The organism is Cronobacter sp. HA18006 (assembly GCF_011605445.1).
Taxonomy (GTDB): Bacteria; Pseudomonadota; Gammaproteobacteria; order Enterobacterales; family Enterobacteriaceae; genus Cronobacter; species Cronobacter sakazakii.
Genome location: NZ_JAANQB010000024.1, coordinates 137,951 through 157,150, shown reverse-complemented (window position 1 = coordinate 157,150; position 19,200 = coordinate 137,951). Strand labels below are relative to the sequence as shown.

Here is a 19,200-nt window from a genome sequence, read left to right as displayed (position 1 = left end):
CGTTTTCTTATATGGCAACGTTAAACCCGGTCAGGGTACAGGGGAAGCAGCAGGGAAAGATTCTTCGTGACGTCTCGCAAAAACGCCTTCCGAAGAAGGCGTTGCGTGGGATCAGGCGGGGGTTTCTTCCAGGCGCTGGCGTTTACGCAGCGACGGGAACAGGCGCATCCAGAGCCCGACGACCACCAGCGTGCCGATACCGCCGATGGCCGCAGCGGGCACGGTGCCCAGCAAGGCCGCCAGCATGCCGGATTCAAATTCGCCAAGCTGGTTCGAGGTATTGATAAATATCGAGTTCACCGCGTTCACGCGGCCCAGCATCTCGTTGGGGGTATCGAGCTGCACCAGCGCGCCGCGAATAACCATGCTCACCATATCAAACCCGCCTGTTGCGAAGAGGGCGATAAGCGACAGCCACAGGTTGCTTGATAGCGCAAACACCAGCGTCGCCACGCCAAAGCCCGCTACCGACAAAAACATAATCATCCCGACATGTTTCTCAAGCGACCGGCGACTCAGCCAGAAGCCCACCAGCAGCGCGCCCACGGCAGGCGCGGCGCGCAACAGCCCCAGCCCCCACGGGCCGGTGTGCAGAATATCGTGCGCGTAAATCGGCAGCAGCGCAGTGGCGCCGCCCAGCAGCACCGCAAAGAGATCGAGCGAAATCACGCCCAGCACGTCCGGGCGCTCGCGGATAAACTTCACGCCCGCAAACAGCGTGGCGAGGCTCGCGGGCTGGCGCGCAGGCGGTGCCTGTTCATAGCGCAGGCGGCTCACCATCACGACCGAAATGAGATACAGCACGGCGGTCAGTGCATAAACCACCTGTGCGCCGAAGACATACAGCAGGCCGCCCAGCGCCGGGCCCATGATCATCGCCGCCTGGCTTGATACCGCGCTCGCCGCCGTGGCGCGCGCCAGCAGAGCAGGCGGCACCAGCGCCGGCAGCATCGACTGCAATGACGGCGCTTCCATCACTTTGGCAACGGAAATGATAAAAATCAGGCCGAGGATAATCTTCACATCCGCGAGATGCGCCACGGTGGCGGCGGCCAGCGCGGCGATGGCGAGCCATTCCACCAACTGGCCAATCAACACCACCCGGCGGCGATCGCGCTGATCGGCAATGTGCCCTGCCCAGAGCGCCAGCGTGATAGAGGGAAGAAACTGCACCAGGCCTATCAGACCGAGATAAAACGCGCTGTGGGTGAGGGCGTAAATCTGCCAGCCCACCACGATAGACAACATCTGGAAACCAAAGCCGGAGCAGGTACGCGCCAGCCAGAACGCGACAAACGAGCGGTGCGCCATCAGCGACGCGCCGCCATCAGAGTGTACAGAAGCCATAAACCATCCCGAACGTATAAAAACGCGGCGTGAAAGAATAGTTATCGCCGCGTGAGCGAGGTTTAAGCCTACAGGGATTTCGCAAAAAGTGGCATCGCACCCTGTGCGATTTAGTTAGCGAGCGAAGGTTTCCACTTTTTCAAAGGCCGCGCGCAGGGCTGCGGGCGACAGCGCCACCGGCAGGGCGTGGATCGATTCCACCGGGCGCAGCGTGTGGGCGATAACACGGTCCAGCTCCGCCGCGTTATGAATATCGACATCCAGCTCTGCAAGCGTGGTGGGCAACCTGAAGCGCCGCCAGGCGTCAATCAGCTGCGTCAGCACTTCGTCCTGGCCGAGCAGAGCGCTCTGTACCAGGATGCCGTAAGCCACTTTGGTGCCATGCAGATATTTTTCCGTCTGCGGCAGCACGGTCAGGCCGTTATGTACCGCATGCGCCGCCGCCACGCGCGTATAGCGCTCGCCAAGCCCGCCGACCATGCCGCCGCCCGCGATAATGGCATCCACCACATCGCGGAAATCCTGCGTCAGTGCGCCACGATGCTGACAGTCAAGCGCCGCTTCGCTCTGTTCCAGCAGCACGTCACGAATAGCGAGCGCGGCGTTGAGGCCGAGCCGTACGGTAAGCGGCAGGGTGGCGGGAGCAGGCGCCAGCACCACGGCTTCATACCATTTGGCGAGCGTGTCGCCGATGCCCGCGAGCAGATATTCCGCCGGCGCGCGCAGGATAATCTCCGGCTCCACCAGCACCAGATGGTTGGCGTCGTCGAAAATCTCAAAATGCAGCGCCTGACCAGCGTCGTTGTACCAGACGGAGAGCGGCGTCCAGGCGGCGCACGTGGCGGCGATGGTCGGAATGGCGACCACCGGCAGGCCAAGACGTCGCGCCAGCGCTTTGGCGGTATCCAGCAGCGCGCCGCCGCCAACGCCAATCACCACCGCCCGATCGTCACCCGCCTGGGCCGCAAGCGCGCTGACATCGCTTTCGCTGCAATGCCCGCGAAACAAAATCCGCGTAGCGCCAGGCGCGTCAATGGCGTCAGAGAGAAAAGGGCGCGCGGCGGCAATAGCGCGTTCGCCATAGACCCAGACGGCGCGCACGAGTTGCGCCGGGGTGTAGAAATCGTGGAGTCGCGCCAGGGCGCCTGGGTGGGAGTAGTAATTTGCCGGGCCGGGAACCACGCGGATGTCGGTATCGCTCATGAGAGTTGTCCTTGTCTTTTTTACCATCCTGCCACAGAAAGCCGTCCGGACGTCTGATTATTGTCGTCCTCGCGCATGCAATCTTTTCACGTTGGCAGCGAAACGCAGCGGCAACCTGAAAAATTCTAATGTTACGTCCAGACATCTGGACGGCTAATAATTTTTTGCTTTATCTTATGCCGATTCATTCATTGCAAGCGGATATATCCGCGTGAATGATTGCCTTAGCTGATTAATCATTCATGTGGAGACGGCCTGCTATGTCCCTGAACCAGCGCCTTGAGATGCGCGCGATATCCCTGGCCTTTAGCGGCTTTCCGGCGCTGACGCAGGTGGATTTCACCCTGCGGGCAGGCTCCGTACACGCGCTCACCGGCGCGAACGGTGCCGGAAAATCGACGCTGATGGCGGTGCTCTCCGGTGCCTGGGATCACTATCAGGGCCAGATCCTGCTGGATGGCGAACCCGTACACATCCGCTCGCCGCGCGACGCCAAAGCGCTCGGCATTCATCTGGTGCAGCAGGAGGTGGACGCCGCGCTGGTACCGGGGCTGAGCGTTGCGGAAAACATTATGCTCGACAGCCTGCGTGAAGGCGGCCTGCGCTACCGCTGGGGCGAAACCCGCCGCCGCGCCCGCGCGGCGCTGGCGCAGCTTGATGTGGAAATGGACGTTAACCGCCGCATCGACAGCTGCTCGCTTGCCGAAAAACAGCATGTGCTGCTGGCGCGCGCGCTTTCGCATCACTGCCGTTACCTGATCCTTGATGAACCGACCGCGCCCCTCGATCAGCACGAAAGCGAACGCCTGTTCGCGGTGGTCAGACGCCTCCAGGCGCAGGGCATGGGCGTGGTGTTTATCTCTCACCGTATTCATGAACTGAAAGCCATCTGCGACACCCTGACGGTGCTGCGCGACGGCAGGCTGATTGAGAGCGGGCCGATGGCGTCGCTCTCTGGCTCGCAGATCGTCGAGAAAATGCTGGGACATGCGCTCGACACGCTCTACCCGCCGCGCCGCCCGACGCCTGAAAATGCCGTATTGCTGGCGGTGGACGGGCTGCATGACGACACGCTGCTACAGGACATTTCGCTGCACCTGCGTAAAGGGGAGATCCTGGGGATCGCCGGGCTGGCGGGGGCCGGGAAAACGGAGCTGTGCAAGGCACTCTTTGGCGCGAGCAAAAGTACGCTGCGCCAGGGCGAGCTTGCGGGGCGTCCGTGGCGGCCCACCGATCCTGCGGATTCGGTGGCGCGCGGGCTGGCGCTGGTGCCGGAAGAGCGACGCAAAGAGGGCATTTTTATCGACGAGCCGATCGCCATGAATCTCGCCGCCAGCGCCGACGGCAGCTTCACCCGCTGGGGGCTGTTTGGTCACCGCGACGCCTGGCGCTGGGCGCAGGAGGTGATTTCGCGTCTCGGCATTCGCGCCAGCGGGCCAGGGCAGCGGCTGCGCAGGCTTTCCGGCGGCAACCAGCAGAAAGTCGCTATCGGCAAATGGCTGCGCGGCAATAGCGACGTGCTGATTTTCGACGAGCCGACAAAAGGCGTGGACGTCAAAGCCAAAACCGATCTCTTCAACCTGATTGACGGGCTGGCCCGCCAGGGCAAGGGCATTATTTACGCCTCCGGCGAGTTCGCCGAGCTGGTGGGCCTGTGCGACCGCATTTGCGTGCTGTGGGACGGGCGCATTGTGGCGGAGCTGGATGGCCGTGACGCCAGCGAAGAAACCTTATTACTCTATTCCACCGGAGGAACCCCCGCGTGAGCAAGGCCGCAACCCTGAAGAGCACGCCGTCGGCGCGCCACCAGCTGTTTGAGTTTTTCTATAAGTGGGGGATGTTGCTGACGGTCGTGGCGCTGGTCGCGCTGTTCGGCATCGCCTCGGACAACTTTCTCGATCCGTTCAACATCATCAACATTCTGCGCTCGATCGCCATCGTGACGGTGATCGCCATCGGCGTCTCTATCTCGCTGACCATCGGCGGGTTCGATCTCTCGGTGGGATCGACGGCGTCGCTGGCCAATGCGCTGGTGATCTCGCTGTTCGTCTGGCACGGCTTCGGCACAACGGAGGCGATTGTCATCACGCTTGCGCTCTGCACGCTGGTCGGGCTGTTTAACGCGTTTCTGATTGTGGTGCTGAAAATCCCGGACATGCTCGCCACGCTTGCCAGCCTGTTTGTGATTCAGGGCGTCGCGATGACCTACAGCTACGGCGGCTCAATCACCCAGAACATGGTTCTGCCGAGCGGCGAGATGGCGGAGGGCGTTATCCCTGACGCCTTCAGCCTGCTCGGCCAGGTGCCGGTGATTGTGATTGTGATGCTGGTGGTGACGGTCGTGGCGCAGCTTGGGCTGTCGCTGACCACTCACGGGCGGCGCATGTATGCCATCGGCGGCAACCCGGAGGCGGCGCGCCTCTCCGGCATTCGCATCACGCGCTACAAAGTGGCGGCGTATGTCATCGCCTCGCTGCTGGCGGGCCTTGGCGGCATTCTGCTTGCTTCGCGCATTGGCTCCTCGCAGGTGAGCGCGGGCAGCGGTTATCTGATGGATGCTGTCGCGGCGGCGTGGATTGGCTTTTCGCTGGCGGGCTCGGGCAAGCCGAACGCGCTCGGTACGTTAGTGGGCGCGGTAATTCTGGGCGTGCTCTCCAACGGCCTGGTGATGCTCTCGGTGCCGTATTACGCAATGGACATTATCAAAGGGCTGGTGCTCGCTGGGGCGCTTGCCATCACTTACATCCAGCGACGTTAATCACAGACAGGGAAATAAACAGAATGAAAAAACTGACGCTCTCTTTACTGGCGCTGGGCCTGCTCTCATCGCTACCCGGTTTCGCCGCCACGCCCGCGCCGGTGCCGGACGCCATCGCCAGTCATAACGGGCCGGTGCGCATCGCCGTTATCCGCAATTTAGGGTCGGATGACAACACCACGCAGTTTGTGGCGGGCGCGATTCAGGAAGGCAAAAAGCTCGGCTTTAAGGTCAGCACCTTTTTAAGCAACGGCGACGACGCGAAATTTCAGGATTTCGTCAATCAGGCCATCAGCCAGAAATATGATGGCATTATTCTCTCTCAGGGGCGCGATCCGTACTCCACCGAACTGGTGAAGCGTATTGTGGACGCGGGCATTAAAGTCTCAGTGTTTGATACCGCGGTGAAAGGCGAGATCCCGGGCGTCACCGTCACCCAGCAGGATGACGCGTCGCTCACGCAGCTCTCCGCAGGCCAGCTGGTGAAAGATTTCAACGGCAAGGCGAACATTATCAAGCTCTGGGTAGCGGGCTTCCCGCCGATGGAGCGTCGCCAGGCGGCGTACCAGGAGATCCTGAAGCAAAACCCCGGCATCAAAGAGCTGGAATCGATAGGCGCGGTCTCGTCAGACGTGCAGGGCGATACCGCCAACAAAGTGGGCGCGGTGCTGGCGAAATACCCGAAAGGCCAGATTGACGCCATCTGGGGCACCTGGGACGCCTTCAGCCAGGGCGCTTACAAGGCGCTGAAAGAGAATGGCCGCACCGAGATCAAGCTCTACAGCATCGATATCTCCAACCAGGATTTGCAACTGATGCGCGAAGCGGGCAGCCCGTGGAAAGTGAGCGTGGCGGTCGATCCGAAGCTGATTGGCGCGACCAACGTGCGGCTTGTCGCCAATAAAATCGCCGGTGAGCCGACGCCTGCCACCTATGATTTTAAAGCCGCGGCCATCCCGCAGGCGTTGCTGGCAAGCCAGAGCGGGCCGGTGAACGTGGCGGCCCTCGGTAAAATCATTCCGGGCTGGGGCCAGACGGAGGATTTCATCGCGCCGTGGTTTGCGACGCTTGAAGCGAAGCACAAATAATGGCGACTGATTTACCGCGCCCGGACTACAGCCGCAATATGCGGCTGATTGGCCACTCCGACCAGGGCGGCCGCCCGGACGGCGTGCAGGTGATGGTGCACCGGGGCTTTGCGTATATCGGCCATATGGTGTCGCAGGGCTTTTCCATCGTTGACGTGCGCGACCCGAAAAACCCGACAGCGGCGGGCTATGTGCCCGCGCCGCCCGGCACCTGGAATGTGCATCTCCAGGCGCACGACGATCTGCTGCTGGTGATTAACGCCCGCGATCTCTTTGCCGATGCGCGTTTCGCCGACGAAAAAGTCTATTACACCCGTTCGGTCGGCGAGACGGTGCGCGATGTCCACGACAAAGGCTGGAGCGCGGGGCTTCGCGTGTTTGATATCGCCACACCCGAAAAGCCGCGCGAAATCGGCTTTCTGCCGCTCAACGGCATCGGCATTCACCGCATCTGGTATGTGGGCGGGCGCTGGGCGTATGTCTCGGCGCTTCTCGATGGCTTTACCGATTACATTTTCCTCACCATCGATCTTGCCGACCCGCGTAAGCCCGAAGTGGCGGGGCGCTGGTGGCTGCCGGGGATGCATCAGGCGGCGGGGGAAACGCCCGACTGGCCCGACGGCAAACGCTACGCGCTGCACCATGCGATTATTGCAGGCGATACAGCCTACGGGAGCTGGCGCGACGGCGGGCTGACGCTTCTGGATGTGAAAGACCGCAGTCAGCCGACACTTATCGCGCACCGTAACTGGAGCCCGCCGTTTGGCGGCGGCACGCATACCGCACTGCCGCTGCCGGATCGCTCCCTGCTGGTGGTGCTGGATGAAGCCGTGCTGGATAACCAGCAGGATGGCGAAAAGCATATCTGGCTGTTTGATATTCGCGAGCCGTCAAACCCGGTGAGTATTTCGACCTTCCCGCAGCCGGATGAAACCGACTATGTGGCGAAAGGGGCGCACTTCGGGCCGCATAATCTGCATGAGAATCGCCCCGGCAGTTTTGTGAGTTCAACGCTGATTTTCGCGACCTGGCAGAACGCGGGCGTGCGTGCGTACGATATCTCGAACCCGTACCGGCCAGTGGAGACCGGCGCGCTGGTGCCCGCCGCGCCAGAGCGAATGATGGATACGCGGCCCGGACGCCCGCAGGTGATTCAGTCATGCGATGTGTTTGTGGATGCGCAGGGGATTATTTACAGCACGGATTATAACGGCGGGTTGTCGGTAATTGAGTATCAGGGGTAGGGGCATCGCGCGGTAGGCGGCATGACGGCGGGTGCGCTACGCTTACCCGCCCTACGGGGCGGGGGAGATATGGTGGCGGGTGCGCTGCGCTTACCCGCCCTACGGGAAAGAAGGTCGAAACTGGGTTTGTAGGATGGGTAAGCGTAGCGCACCCACCGGGGCCGATTACCCGTACTGCCGCACGCGGGCGATAAACTCGTCGGCGCTCTCAATGCGCGGGGCAAGAAGGATCAGCGCCTTGCCAAGCCCGATGGCGTGGCGCAGGCACGACAGCTTCATCTCTTCATCCCGAATGGTATCGATATCCGCTACATGCGACAGGCCGACACTTCGGCGGATAAGCTCCGTACCGGCAAAGCCAATGGCGTCTGCCCATACCTTCTTCAAAAACTCGCTGGCGTAGCCAGGCTCTGCCAGCGCCGTGTCGCGGGTTTTCTCGCGCGCCAGCGTCTGGAAACGCTCGGCGAAGGTGTGCCACAGCGTGGCGATATCGATAAGGCGCTGCTCGCGCGCGTCGGCGGCTTCGCGAATGCCGAGCTGGCCCGGCGCGCCGCAGTAGTTCAGCAGCAAGTTGCCGATGGCCGTCCCAACATCAAAGCCCACCGGGCCGAAATACCCGAACTCGGCGTCAATAGCCTTCAGGCTGCCGTCGGCGACAAAAATGGAGCCGCTGTGAATATCGCCGTGCAACAGCGCTTCGGCATGGGAGAAAAAGCGGTGCTTGAGTGCGGCAACGGCGCACTTCAGCGCGGCATCGTCGCGCAGCGCCGCGACGTCAGCTTCAAGTTCAGCCGGATAGTTATTGCGCTCATGAACCTGATACGGGTCGTTAAAGAACAGATCTTCGGTGATCTCGCACATCTCCGGGTTGATAAAGCGCGCCACTTCGGCCTTTTTCGCATGGGGATGCAGATAAAAATCACTCGTGTGAAACAGCGTCTGGGCCAGATATTCGCCAAGCTGGCGGGCCGCCTGTGGGTAATGCACGCCTTTGATGAGTTCGCCGCGCCAGATGCGGTGATCGGAGAGATCCTCCATCACCATAACGGCAAGCGTGGGATCGTAATGATGAATTTTAACCGTGTGCGCCGGGCAGTGCTGATAGTGCGCCACCAGCGTCTGGGCTTCGAGGCGCGCGCGATCGAGCGTCAGCGGCCAGGATTCCCCCACGCAGCGCACATAGGGCAGCGCCTGTTTAACGACAATTCGGCTAATACCCTGTTTATCAAAGATTTTAAAGACCAGATTGAGATTGCCGTCGCCGACCTCCTGCGCGCTCACCAGCTCTTCCGGCGCGCTGAGTCCGCCAAATTGTTGCGCATAAGCCACCGCATCGCTGGCCGTAAAGGTTCGGTATTGCGACATTGCTGATATCCTCATTCAATCTGGTTATAAAGACGTACGGACGTCTATACATCTGGACTTCATCCTGACACAATAGAACACAATAACGCAACAAGGATTTAACGCATGCAGACACTTCAGACGACCAGCCTGCGGGTGGTGGATAACAAGCTCTGGATCCTCGACCAGCAGGCGCTGCCGCAGCAGAAAAACTGGCTGCCCGCCGATAACACAGAGGCGCTGGTGGGGCACATTCACGCGCTGAGAGTGCGTGGTGCGCCGTTGATTGGGCTTTCGGCGAGCCTGCTGCTGGCGCTGCTGGCCGAACATGGCATGACGCGCGACGCGCTCGGCCAGGCGCTGGAGGTACTGCGTGCGGCACGGCCTACGGCGGTCAACCTGATGAATAATCTCGACCGCATGAAACAGGCGCTTACGCAGCCGGATTTCGTGGCGGCGCTGGGCGCGGAGGCCTTACGTCTGGTGCAGGAAGACCGCGAGCTGTGCGAGCGCATCGCGCTCGCCGGGAGTGAACTTGTGACGCCGGGCAGCCGTCTGCTCACCCACTGCAATACCGGCGGGCTCGCGACGGCGGGCGTCGGCACGGCGCTGGGCGTGATTGCGCGCGCGCATGAAGCGGGCAAGGTGGCGAATGTGTGGGTTGATGAAACCCGGCCGCTGTTGCAGGGCGGGCGCTTAACCGCCTGGGAGCTCGGCGAGCTTGGCGTGCCGTATCAGCTGATTACCGATTCGATGGCGGCGAGCCTGATGGCGCAGGGGCAGGTGGACGCCGTCTGGGTGGGCGCGGATCGCATCGCGGCCAATGGCGACGTGGCGAATAAAATCGGCACCTATTCGCTTGCCGTCCTGGCGAAATTCCACAACGTGCCGTTTTACGTGGCGGCCCCGCAGACCACGCTCGATCCGGCGTGCCCGAACGGTGCGGCGATCCCGATTGAGCAGCGTTCTGCGGCGGAAGTGACCGGCGTGGCGGGCAGTTTCGGCGCGGTACAGTGGGCGCCGGAAGATGCGCGGGTCTATAACCCGGCATTTGACGTCACACCCGCCGCGCTGATTAGCGGCTGGGTGCTGGACAGCGGCGTGGTGACGCCGGAGGATGTGGCAAACGGACGTTTCGCCGGGTAAAAAGGGCGTCCGCGCGAGGCGGACGCCGCGTTATTTCACCCAGTCGCGCACCGGCAGGAAATCGCGGTACAGCGCCGCTTCCGGGCTGTTTTCTTCCGGCTGATAGCCATATTCCCAGCGCACCAGCGGCGGCATTGACATCAGTATCGATTCGGTGCGACCGCCGGTTTGCAGACCAAACAGCGTGCCGCGGTCCCACACCAGGTTGAACTCCACATAGCGGCCGCGACGATAAAGCTGGAATTCGCGCTCGCGCTCGCCCCAGGGCAGCGCTTTACGGCGCTCCACGATAGGCAGATACGCCTCAAGATAGCCGTCGCCCACCGCCTGCATAAACGCAAAGCAGGTGTCGAAATCGGGCGTATTCAGATCGTCAAAGAACAGCCCGCCAATGCCGCGCGCTTCCTGGCGATGCTTCAGATAGAAGTAGTCGTCGCACCACTTTTTATAACGCGGGTAGACGTCATCGCCGAAAGGCGCGCAGAGATCCCGCGCGGTGCGGTGCCAGTGCACCGCGTCCTCTTCAAAGCCGTAAAACGGCGTTAAATCGAAGCCGCCGCCAAACCACCAGACCGGATCGGCACCCGGTTTTTCGGCAATGAAAAATCGCACGTTGGCGTGGCTTGTCGGTACATACGGGTTGCGCGGATGCACAACCAGCGACACGCCCATCGCCTCAAAGCTGCGGCCTGCCAGCTCCGGGCGGTGCGCGGTGGCGGACGCGGGCATCGCGTCGCCATGCACGTGGGAGAAGTTGACGCCCGCCTGCTCGAACACCACGCCGTCGCGCAGTACACGGCTGCGCCCGCCGCCGCCGCCTTCGCGCTGCCAGGCGTCTTCGACGAAATCATCGCCATCCACCGCCGACAACTGCTGGCAGATACGGTCCTGTAAATCGAGCAGGAAAGCTTTTACGCGCTGAATATCGGGTGCCATCGTTAGCCTCGTTTCGAGTGGGCTTTGTGATTATCAAACCAGTTGAAATAGCTGATGACCCCATTGGCGATGGCGGTCGCGATTTTCTGGCGGAAGGCGGCCGTGCCCAGCAGCTTCTCTTCCTGCGGGTTGGTAATAAACGAGGTTTCCACCAGCACGGACGGGATCGACGGCGATTTCAGCACCACAAACGCCGCCTGTTCCGTGTTGCGGCTGTGCAGGCGGTGAACCGGTTTTATCTGGCGCAGAATATGCGAGCCGAGCGTCAGGCTATTTTTAATGGTGTCGGTCTGCACCAGATCGAACAGCACCTGTTGCAGATAGTGATCTTTATTTTTGACCTTGCTGCCCGCCACGTCGTCGGCGGCGTTCTCGCGCTCGGAGAGGTATTTCGCCATGGCGCTACTGGCACCGCGGTTGGAGAGCGCAAAGACCGACGCGCCCGCGGCGCTGGGGCTGGTAAAGCCGTCGGCGTGAATCGACATAAACAGATCCGCGCCATGCTTGTGCGCGATTTCAACCCGATCGTAGAGCGGGATGAAGGTGTCATTGCTGCGCGTCAGTTTGGCGTCGATGCCGTGGGCGCGCAGAATGGCGCGCACGTTTTTCGCGATGGCGAGCACGACGTGTTTTTCTTTCGAGCCGTTATGGCCGATGGCGCCGGTATCAATGCCGCCGTGGCCCGGATCGAGCATCACGAGGCGGCGCGCGCCCGCTTTTTTCGCTTTAGGCTTGCTGTGGCTGTTACGCGTGCTGAGCGCCGGGCTCTCTTCTTTCGCCAGCGCCTGGTTAAGACCGGTCAGCGCCAGCGCGGCAAGGCCGGTACGCAGCAGCTGACGTCGCGAGGTGAGTTTTTTTAAGGGTTTGAAAGTGCTCATGCGTCCTGACTTCTGATTTTACTGTCCTGGAGTGTTATAACCTGGCGTAACGGGGTGGAACGACACCCTGTTGCAACAAAAGTTTTACTATTCATTTCAGGGCGTGATGATTCATCAGTATGCCATTTTCAGGGAACTTTTGCCGGAGATATTGGCTATTGACGTCGGTAGCGCCATAATCGGAGTTTTTACGCCACAAAAGACGGGGAATACCATGGAGATACGCGTTTTTCGCCAGGCCGACTTTGAAGAAGTCATCACCCTGTGGGAGCGCTGCGATCTGCTGCGTTCGTGGAACGATCCTGAAATGGATATCGAACGTAAACTTAACCATGACCCCGATCTTTTCCTGGTGGCGGAAGTGAGCGGCGAAATCGTCGGCTCCATTATGGGCGGCTATGACGGCCATCGCGGTTCGGCGTATTACCTGGGCGTACACCCGGAGTTTCGCGGCCGCGGCATCGCCAACGCGCTGTTAAACCGGCTGGAGAAAAAACTCATCGCGCGCGGCTGCCCGAAAATCAATATCCAGATCCGCGAAGAAAACGACGTCGTGCTCGGCATGTACGAGCGGCTGGGCTATGAACATCAGGATGTGATTAGCCTTGGCAAACGGCTCATTGAGGATCAGGAGTACTGATAACCCTTCACCCGGCCGCGGCCGGGTGAACCAGGCGTTTAGCCTTTGGTGATTTTCTTCACGTCGATTTCGACGGAGTTCCAGTCTTTATCCACTTCACCTTCGATGCGCACTTTGTCTTTCGGCGTGACGGTGACGCCATTCCAGACGTGGTCGTCGATGTCTACGTTGATGCTGCCGCTGGCGTCGCGGAACTCATAAAGCTCTTTGCCCATCTTGCGCACGATGTTGCCTTCCAGCACCACCCACGCGTCATCGCGCAGGTTTTTCGCTTCGCTGACGGTCGTGCTTGCGGCGTCCGGCCCCTGGAAACCGCCTTTGGTGGCCGTCGCGCTGGCGCTGTTATCCGGACCTGAGAAACCGCCTTTCTGCGCCATCACGGGCGTCGCTGACAGCGCGCAAGCGGCGATACACAGAGCGATAAGCTGTTTTTTCATCTCCATCTCCTTGAGTGATGTACGACGAAGACCTTTCTTCGTCGGATAAGACAAGACATAATTTTGGACCTGATAACGAAAGAGTCCAGGGTTTATACGTGTATTTACCTTCCGATTACGACAGCCGCGGCTGGCTGAAGCTTCCGTTACTGTTCTGGGCGGTGCTGTTATTGCAGGCGCGCACCTGGGCGCTGTTTGTGCTGGCGGGCGCGTCGCGCGGGCAGGGCGAGGCATTGCTGGGGCTCTTCTACCCTGACCGCCAGAGCTTCTGGCTGGGGCTGGCTGCTGGCCTGCCTGCGTTGCTGACGTTTCTATTAAGCGGGCGGCGGCACGATTTCCCCCGCCTGTGGCGCGGCGCGCGTTATCTGTTAATGCTGACGCAGGCCGTGATGCTGCTATCGCAGGCGCTGCTGCTCTGGCGCGATACGCCGGGCGGCATCGCGCTGGCCCTGCTCGTGCTGGACGCCTGGGCGCTCTGGCTGCTGGCCTCGCATCGCCGACTGCGTGCCTGTTTTGAAACACCACAGCCCTGAACGGCACTTTTTGCCGTCTTTACGCTCCAACGAGACATTGTCGACTGATAAAAGGAACCGGGATGAAGAAATTGCCTTTGCTGCTCTGTGGAACGTCGCTGTTACTGGGCGGCTGCTCAACGCTCTCTAACGTTAACTGGTCAAAGGCGGCGCCCTGGCACTGGTTTGACTGGTGGGGATCGTCGCTGGAAGTCACCGAAAAGGGCGTCGGCGATATCACTGCCGAGACGCCGCTGCAGGAAGGCGCGATAAGCGAGGCGTTGGGTGACGATTATCGCCTGCGCAGCGGCATGCGCGCTAATGGTGGCACGATTGTGCGCTACTTCGAAGCGATGAAAGAGAACCAGCTGGCGCTGGTCATTGACGGCGAAAACGGCACGGTGAGCCGCATCGACGTGCTGGATAAAGCGATTCCTGCAGACAACGGTGTGGAGATTGGCACGCCGTTTGGCGATCTCTATAAAAAAGCGCAGGGCGTCTGCCAGAAAGCCAGCGCGCCGGATGATGAGGGCGTGGAGTGCAAAGCGCCTGACAGCGAGCACATCAGCTATGTGTTCAGCGGTGAATGGCGCGGCCCGCAGGAGCTGATGCCGCCGGATGACACGCTCAAAGGCTGGACGCTGAAAAAGATTATCTGGCGTCGCTGAGTCTTGCGTAAACGCAACGCCTGAACCGCGAAATCGGGTACAATACGCCCGGTTTTGCCACCCGGTGGCAGCGGTTTATCAGGAGGAGTGATGTCTGTGGTTCAAAGCGGCATTTTGCCGGAGCATTGTCGTGCGGCTATCTGGCTTGAGGCGAGCGTTGATGAAAGCCAGCGTGAGGCGCTGCGCGCGGCGAGTAAAATTTTCGCCGATAAAGTCGCGACCTTTCAGGCGCAGTTTCCCGAGGCGAATCTTGGCGTTGTCGTGGCGTTCGGCCACACCCTTTGGCGGGCGCTGACGAAAGATGACAGCGCGGCGGAGCTGAAAGACTTTGCGCCGCTCGGTAAAGGGCTCGCGCCCGCGACGCAGCATGACGTGCTGATCCACATTCTCTCTCTGCGTCACGATGTGAATTTCTCCGTGGCCCAGGCGGCGCTGGAAGCATTCGGCGACGCGCTGAAAATCGAAGAGGAAACCCACGGTTTTCGCTGGGTGGAAGAGCGCGATCTGAGCGGCTTTGTCGATGGCACCGAAAACCCGGCGGGCGAAGAGACGCGCCGCGAAGTGGCAGTGATTCAGAACGGCGTCGACGCGGGCGGTAGCTACGTCTTCGTGCAGCGCTGGGAGCATAACCTGAAACAGCTCAATCGTATGAGCGTGCCGGATCAGGAGATGATGATAGGGCGCACCAAAGTTGCTAACGAAGAGATCGACGGCGACGCGCGTCCTGTCACGTCGCATCTTTCACGCGTTGATCTGAAAGAAGACGGCAAAGGGCTGAAGATTGTGCGCCAGAGCCTGCCTTACGGCACGGCCAGCGGCGTGCATGGCCTTTACTTCTGCGCCTATTGCGCGCGACTCTATAACATCGAACAGCAGCTCCTGAGCATGTTCGGCGATACTGACGGCAAGCGCGACGCCATGCTGCGCTTCACGCGTCCGGTGACCGGCGGCTACTATTTCGCGCCTTCACTGACCCGGCTGCTTGCCCTTTAATTCCCTTCGCGCGCGGCCTTACGGGCCGCGCCGTCACGCCTTTCGTCTTATATCCTTTTGCGCTTGCAAATCACTAAACGGTATATAAAAGCGGTATAGCTTTCTCACCCGTATAAATACACTGATGGCTCGATCGTTATCACATTTATAAGGTGCAAAATGGCCGTGAAATCAGTGAAAAAAGCATGGGGCGCGCTGGCGATTTCTCTGCTGATGGCGGGTTCCGCGCAGGCGACTGAACTGCTTAACAGCTCTTATGATGTTTCGCGCGAGCTGTTCGCTGCCCTGAACCCGCCGTTTGAACAGCAGTGGGCGAAGGAGAACAACGGCGACAAGCTGACGATCAAACAGTCTCACGCAGGCTCCTCAAAGCAGGCGCTCGCGATTTTACAGGGCTTAAAAGCAGACGTTGTAACTTATAACCAGGTGACCGACGTTCAGATCCTGCATGACAAAGGCAATCTGATCCCGGCCGACTGGCAGGCGCGTCTGCCGAACAATAGCTCGCCGTTTTACTCCACCATGGCGTTCCTGGTCCGTAAAGGAAACCCGAAGAACATTCACGACTGGAATGACCTGGTGCGCCCGGACGTGAAGCTGATTTTCCCGAACCCGAAAACCTCCGGCAACGCGCGCTATACCTATCTGGCGGCCTGGGGCGCGGCGGATAAAGCCGACGGCGGCGATAAAGCCAAAACAGAGCAGTTTATGACCCAGTTCCTGAAAAACGTTGAGGTGTTCGACACCGGTGGGCGCGGCGCGACCACCACGTTTGTCGAGCGCGGCCTGGGTGACGTGCTGATTAGTTTTGAATCGGAAGTCAATAACATCCGTAATCAGTACGCCAAAGAAGGCTACGAAGTCGTGGTGCCGAAGGTGAATATCCTGGCGGAGTTCCCGGTGGCGTGGGTCGATAAAAACGTCAAGGCCAACGGCACGGAAAAAGCGGCCAAAGCCTACCTGAACTGGCTCTACACGCCACAGGCGCAGCAGATTATCACCAGCTATTACTACCGCGTGAATAACCCGCAGGTGATGGAATCGCTGAAAGATAAATTCCCGCAAACTGAGCTGTTCCGCGTGGAAGACGCCTTCGGCAAATGGCCGGACGTGATGAAAACCCATTTCGCGAGCGGCGGTGAATTCGACAAGCTGGTGGCGGCGGGGCGTAAGTGATGTTTGCTGTGTCTAAACGCGTGCTGCCGGGGTTTACCTTAAGCCTCGGCACCAGTTTGTTGTTTGTCTGCCTTGTCCTGCTGCTGCCGCTGAGCGCGCTGGTAATGCAGCTCTCCCAGATGACCTGGGCGCAGTACTGGGACGTGATTTCTAATCCGCAGGTGGTGGCGGCGTACAAAGTGACGCTGCTCTCCGCGGCGGTCGCCTCGCTCTTTAACGGCGCGTTTGGCCTGCTGATGGCCTGGATTTTAACGCGCTACCGTTTTCCGGGCCGCACGCTGCTCGACGCGCTGATGGATCTGCCGTTCGCGCTGCCGACCGCCGTGGCTGGCCTGACGCTCGCCTCGCTGTTCTCGGTTAATGGTTTTTACGGCGAGTGGCTGGCGAAGTTTGATATCAAAGTGACGTATACCTGGCTTGGCATCGCGGTGGCGATGGCGTTCACCAGTATTCCTTTTGTCGTGCGTACCGTTCAGCCGGTGCTCGAAGAGCTGGGCCCGGAGTATGAAGAGGCGGCGGAAACCTTAGGTGCCACGCGCCTGCAAAGCTTTCGTAAAGTGGTGCTGCCGGAGCTTTCGCCGGCGCTAATGGCGGGCGTGGCGCTCTCCTTTACCCGCAGCCTCGGCGAGTTCGGCGCGGTGATTTTTATCGCGGGCAACATCGCCTGGAAAACCGAAGTGACCTCGCTGATGATTTTTGTTCGTTTGCAGGAGTTTGACTACCCGGCCGCGAGCGCGATTGCCTCCGTGATTCTTGCCGCGTCGCTGCTGCTGCTGTTTGCGATTAACACGCTGCAAAGCCGGTTTGGACGCAGGGTGGTGGGACACTGATGACGATGATGACACAGGCGCGCGAAGGCGCGCGCATAAACTGGGGTAAATGGCTGCTTATCGGCATCGGGATGCTGCTGTCGGCGTTTATTCTCGTGGTGCCGATGGTCTATATCTTTGCCAAAGCCTTTTCCGACGGCCTGATGCCGGTGCTGGAGAATATCGCTAACCCGGATATGCTGCACGCCATCTGGCTGACGGTGCTGATCGCGCTGATTACCGTGCCGGTGAATCTGGTCTTCGGCACGCTGCTGGCCTGGCTGGTGACGCGCTTTAATTTCCCCGGTCGTCAGCTGCTGCTGACGCTGCTGGATATTCCTTTTGCCGTCTCGCCTGTAGTAGCGGGGCTGGTGTATCTGCTGTTTTACGGCTCCAACGGCCCGCTCGGCGGCTGGCTGGACGCGCACGACATGCAGATTATGTTCGCCTGGCCGGGCATGGCGCTGGTAACGATATTTGTGACCTGTCCGTTCGTCGTGCGCGAGCTGGTGCCGGTGATGTTAAGCCAGGGCAGCCATGAAGATGAGGCGGCGATTTTGCTGGGCGCTTCGGGCTGGCAGATGTTCCGCCGCGTGACGCTGCCGAATATTCGCTGGGCGCTGCTCTATGGCGTGGTGCTGACCAACGCCCGCGCCATCGGCGAATTCGGCGCGGTGTCGGTGGTCTCCGGCTCTATTCGCGGCGAGACGCTGTCGCTGCCGTTACAGATTGAACTGCTGGAGCAGGACTACAACACCGTCGGCGCGTTTACCGCCGCCGCGCTGCTGACGCTGATGGCGATTCTGACCCTGTTTTTAAAGAGTGCGTTGCAATGGCGCCTGAATAATCAGGAGAAACGCGTGCAACAGGAGGGAAATCATGAGCATTGAGATTGCCAATATTAAGAAGTCTTTTGGTCGCACCCAGGTGCTGAATGATATCTCTCTGGATATCCCTTCCGGCCAGATGGTGGCGCTGCTGGGGCCGTCCGGCTCCGGGAAAACCACGCTGCTGCGCATTATCGCCGGGCTTGAACACCAGACCAGCGGGCAGATCCGCTTTCACGGCACCGACGTGAGCCGCCTGCACGCGCGCGAGCGTAAAGTCGGGTTCGTGTTCCAGCATTACGCGCTGTTTCGCCATATGACGGTGTTTGACAACATCGCGTTCGGCCTGAGCGTTCTGCCGCGCCGCGAGCGTCCGAACGCCGCCGCGATTAAACAAAAAGTGACGCAGCTTTTAGAAATGGTGCAACTGGCGCATCTGGCCGACCGCTACCCGGCACAGCTTTCGGGTGGCCAGAAACAGCGCGTGGCGCTGGCGCGCGCGCTCGCCGTTGAACCGCAAATTCTGCTGCTCGATGAGCCCTTTGGCGCGCTTGACGCCCAGGTGCGTAAAGAGCTCCGGCGCTGGCTGCGTCAGCTGCATGAAGAGCTGAAATTCACCAGCGTCTTCGTGACCCATGACCAGGAAGAGGCGATGGAAGTGGCCGACCGCGTGGTGGTGATGAGCCAGGGCGATATCGAACAGGCCGATGCGCCGGAGCAGGTGTGGCGTGAACCGGCGACCCGCTTCGTGCTTGAGTTTTTAGGCGAAGTGAACCGGCTCAAGGGCACCGTGCGCGGCGGGCAATTCCACGTCGGCGCGCATCGCTGGCCGCTCGGCTTTACGCCTGCATACCAGGGGCCGGTGGATCTCTTCTTACGCCCCTGGGAAGTGGACGTGAGCCGCCGCACGAGCCTTGATTCGCCGCTGCCGGTGCACGTGCTGGAAGTGAGCCCGAAAGGCCACTATATGCAGCTTGTGGTGCAGCCGCAGGGCTGGTATGACGAACCGCTCACCGTGGTGCTGCGCGAGGATTATGTGCCGCAGCGTGGCGAGCGGCTGTTTGTCGGCCTGCAGCACGCGCGCATTTACCACGGTAATGAGCGTATCGAGACGCGCGAGAATATTGCTCTGGCGAAGTCTGCCTGATAGCTTATTGCGCAGGTTTATCGCCCGGTGGCGCTACGCTTGCCGTG

General features: G+C 60.4%; 19 protein-coding genes. 13 read left to right on the top strand and 6 right to left on the bottom strand.

What is annotated here, in order from left to right; genetic code table 11:
* Positions 1-111: 111 nt before the first annotated feature.
* Positions 112-1,347 (bottom strand): MFS transporter, encoded by a 1,236-nt coding sequence (locus G9X48_RS18770; RefSeq protein WP_015386455.1) that lies wholly within the window; start codon positions 1,345-1,347, stop codon positions 112-114.
* A 114-nt stretch (positions 1,348-1,461) separates the two neighbouring features.
* Positions 1,462-2,550 (bottom strand): oxidoreductase, encoded by a 1,089-nt coding sequence (locus G9X48_RS18765; RefSeq protein WP_097641427.1) that lies wholly within the window; start codon positions 2,548-2,550, stop codon positions 1,462-1,464.
* A 260-nt stretch (positions 2,551-2,810) separates the two neighbouring features.
* Between G9X48_RS18765 and G9X48_RS18760 the strand changes: the two genes are divergently transcribed.
* The 4 genes from G9X48_RS18760 to G9X48_RS18745 are packed head-to-tail and all read left to right on the top strand — an operon-like array spanning position 2,811 to position 7,640.
* Positions 2,811-4,316 carry a sugar ABC transporter ATP-binding protein gene (locus G9X48_RS18760; protein ID WP_097641426.1) on the top strand — a complete coding sequence of 502 codons (1,506 nt, stop codon included), beginning with the start codon at positions 2,811-2,813 and terminating at the stop codon, positions 4,314-4,316.
* Positions 4,313-5,308: an ABC transporter permease gene (locus tag G9X48_RS18755; protein ID WP_097641425.1), complete on the top strand. Its 996-nt coding sequence runs from the start codon at positions 4,313-4,315 to the stop codon at positions 5,306-5,308. The genes G9X48_RS18760 and G9X48_RS18755 overlap by 4 nt, the downstream gene beginning before the upstream one ends.
* Before the next feature lie 23 nt (positions 5,309-5,331).
* Positions 5,332-6,396, top strand: a complete 1,065-nt coding sequence (locus tag G9X48_RS18750; RefSeq protein WP_097641424.1) for a sugar ABC transporter substrate-binding protein — start codon at positions 5,332-5,334, stop codon at positions 6,394-6,396.
* Entirely contained in the window at positions 6,396-7,640 is a 1,245-nt protein-coding gene (locus G9X48_RS18745) for an LVIVD repeat-containing protein (protein WP_097641423.1), read from the top strand. Before G9X48_RS18750 ends, G9X48_RS18745 begins: the two co-directional genes overlap by 1 nt.
* Before the next feature lie 165 nt (positions 7,641-7,805).
* Here the strand turns inward: G9X48_RS18745 and mtnK are convergent, their stop codons facing one another.
* Positions 7,806-9,005, bottom strand: coding sequence for an S-methyl-5-thioribose kinase (gene mtnK / locus G9X48_RS18740; protein ID WP_105629533.1), 1,200 nt, complete (start codon positions 9,003-9,005; stop codon positions 7,806-7,808).
* Positions 9,006-9,110: 105 nt separating this feature from the next.
* Between mtnK and mtnA the strand changes: the two genes are divergently transcribed.
* Positions 9,111-10,130 carry an S-methyl-5-thioribose-1-phosphate isomerase gene (mtnA, locus tag G9X48_RS18735; protein WP_038879898.1) on the top strand — a complete coding sequence of 340 codons (1,020 nt, stop codon included), beginning with the start codon at positions 9,111-9,113 and terminating at the stop codon, positions 10,128-10,130.
* A gap of 30 nt (positions 10,131-10,160) precedes the next feature.
* Here mtnA and hemF read toward each other — a convergent pair whose 3' ends face one another.
* Positions 10,161-11,066: an oxygen-dependent coproporphyrinogen oxidase gene (gene hemF / locus G9X48_RS18730; RefSeq protein WP_004388566.1), complete on the bottom strand. Its 906-nt coding sequence runs from the start codon at positions 11,064-11,066 to the stop codon at positions 10,161-10,163.
* Positions 11,067-11,068: 2 nt separating this feature from the next.
* Positions 11,069-11,944: an N-acetylmuramoyl-L-alanine amidase AmiA gene (amiA, locus tag G9X48_RS18725; protein ID WP_004388567.1), complete on the bottom strand. Its 876-nt coding sequence runs from the start codon at positions 11,942-11,944 to the stop codon at positions 11,069-11,071.
* 214 nt (positions 11,945-12,158) lie between these two features.
* Here amiA and G9X48_RS18720 point away from each other — a divergent pair, with 214 nt between their 5' ends.
* Positions 12,159-12,584, top strand: coding sequence for a GNAT family acetyltransferase (locus G9X48_RS18720; RefSeq protein ID WP_004388568.1), 426 nt, complete (start codon positions 12,159-12,161; stop codon positions 12,582-12,584).
* 38 nt (positions 12,585-12,622) lie between these two features.
* Here G9X48_RS18720 and G9X48_RS18715 read toward each other — a convergent pair whose 3' ends face one another.
* On the bottom strand, positions 12,623-13,021 hold the full coding sequence (locus G9X48_RS18715; RefSeq protein ID WP_007869820.1) for a YgiW/YdeI family stress tolerance OB fold protein: 399 nt from the start codon (positions 13,019-13,021) through the stop codon (positions 12,623-12,625).
* Positions 13,022-13,119: 98 nt separating this feature from the next.
* Here G9X48_RS18715 and G9X48_RS18710 point away from each other — a divergent pair, with 98 nt between their 5' ends.
* The 7 genes from G9X48_RS18710 to cysA all read left to right on the top strand — a co-directional run bounded on the left by G9X48_RS18710 (position 13,120) and on the right by cysA (position 19,153).
* Entirely contained in the window at positions 13,120-13,554 is a 435-nt protein-coding gene (locus G9X48_RS18710) for a DUF2919 domain-containing protein (RefSeq protein WP_012124094.1), read from the top strand.
* A gap of 62 nt (positions 13,555-13,616) precedes the next feature.
* Complete coding sequence (locus G9X48_RS18705; RefSeq protein ID WP_007869813.1) at positions 13,617-14,201, top strand: RpoE-regulated lipoprotein; 585 nt, start codon at positions 13,617-13,619, stop codon at positions 14,199-14,201.
* 90 nt (positions 14,202-14,291) lie between these two features.
* Positions 14,292-15,194, top strand: a complete 903-nt coding sequence (locus tag G9X48_RS18700) for a Dyp-type peroxidase (RefSeq protein ID WP_007869810.1) — start codon at positions 14,292-14,294, stop codon at positions 15,192-15,194.
* A 159-nt stretch (positions 15,195-15,353) separates the two neighbouring features.
* Positions 15,354-16,370: a sulfate ABC transporter substrate-binding protein gene (locus tag G9X48_RS18695; RefSeq protein ID WP_004388573.1), complete on the top strand. Its 1,017-nt coding sequence runs from the start codon at positions 15,354-15,356 to the stop codon at positions 16,368-16,370.
* Positions 16,370-17,200 carry a sulfate/thiosulfate ABC transporter permease CysT gene (gene cysT, locus G9X48_RS18690; protein ID WP_004388574.1) on the top strand — a complete coding sequence of 277 codons (831 nt, stop codon included), beginning with the start codon at positions 16,370-16,372 and terminating at the stop codon, positions 17,198-17,200. Before G9X48_RS18695 ends, cysT begins: the two co-directional genes overlap by 1 nt.
* Positions 17,200-18,069 (top strand): sulfate/thiosulfate ABC transporter permease CysW, encoded by an 870-nt coding sequence (gene cysW / locus G9X48_RS18685; protein WP_004388575.1) that lies wholly within the window; start codon positions 17,200-17,202, stop codon positions 18,067-18,069. Before cysT ends, cysW begins: the two co-directional genes overlap by 1 nt.
* Positions 18,059-19,153 (top strand): sulfate/thiosulfate ABC transporter ATP-binding protein CysA, encoded by a 1,095-nt coding sequence (gene cysA / locus G9X48_RS18680; RefSeq protein WP_007893753.1) that lies wholly within the window; start codon positions 18,059-18,061, stop codon positions 19,151-19,153. Before cysW ends, cysA begins: the two co-directional genes overlap by 11 nt.
* Positions 19,154-19,200: the final 47 nt, after the last annotated feature.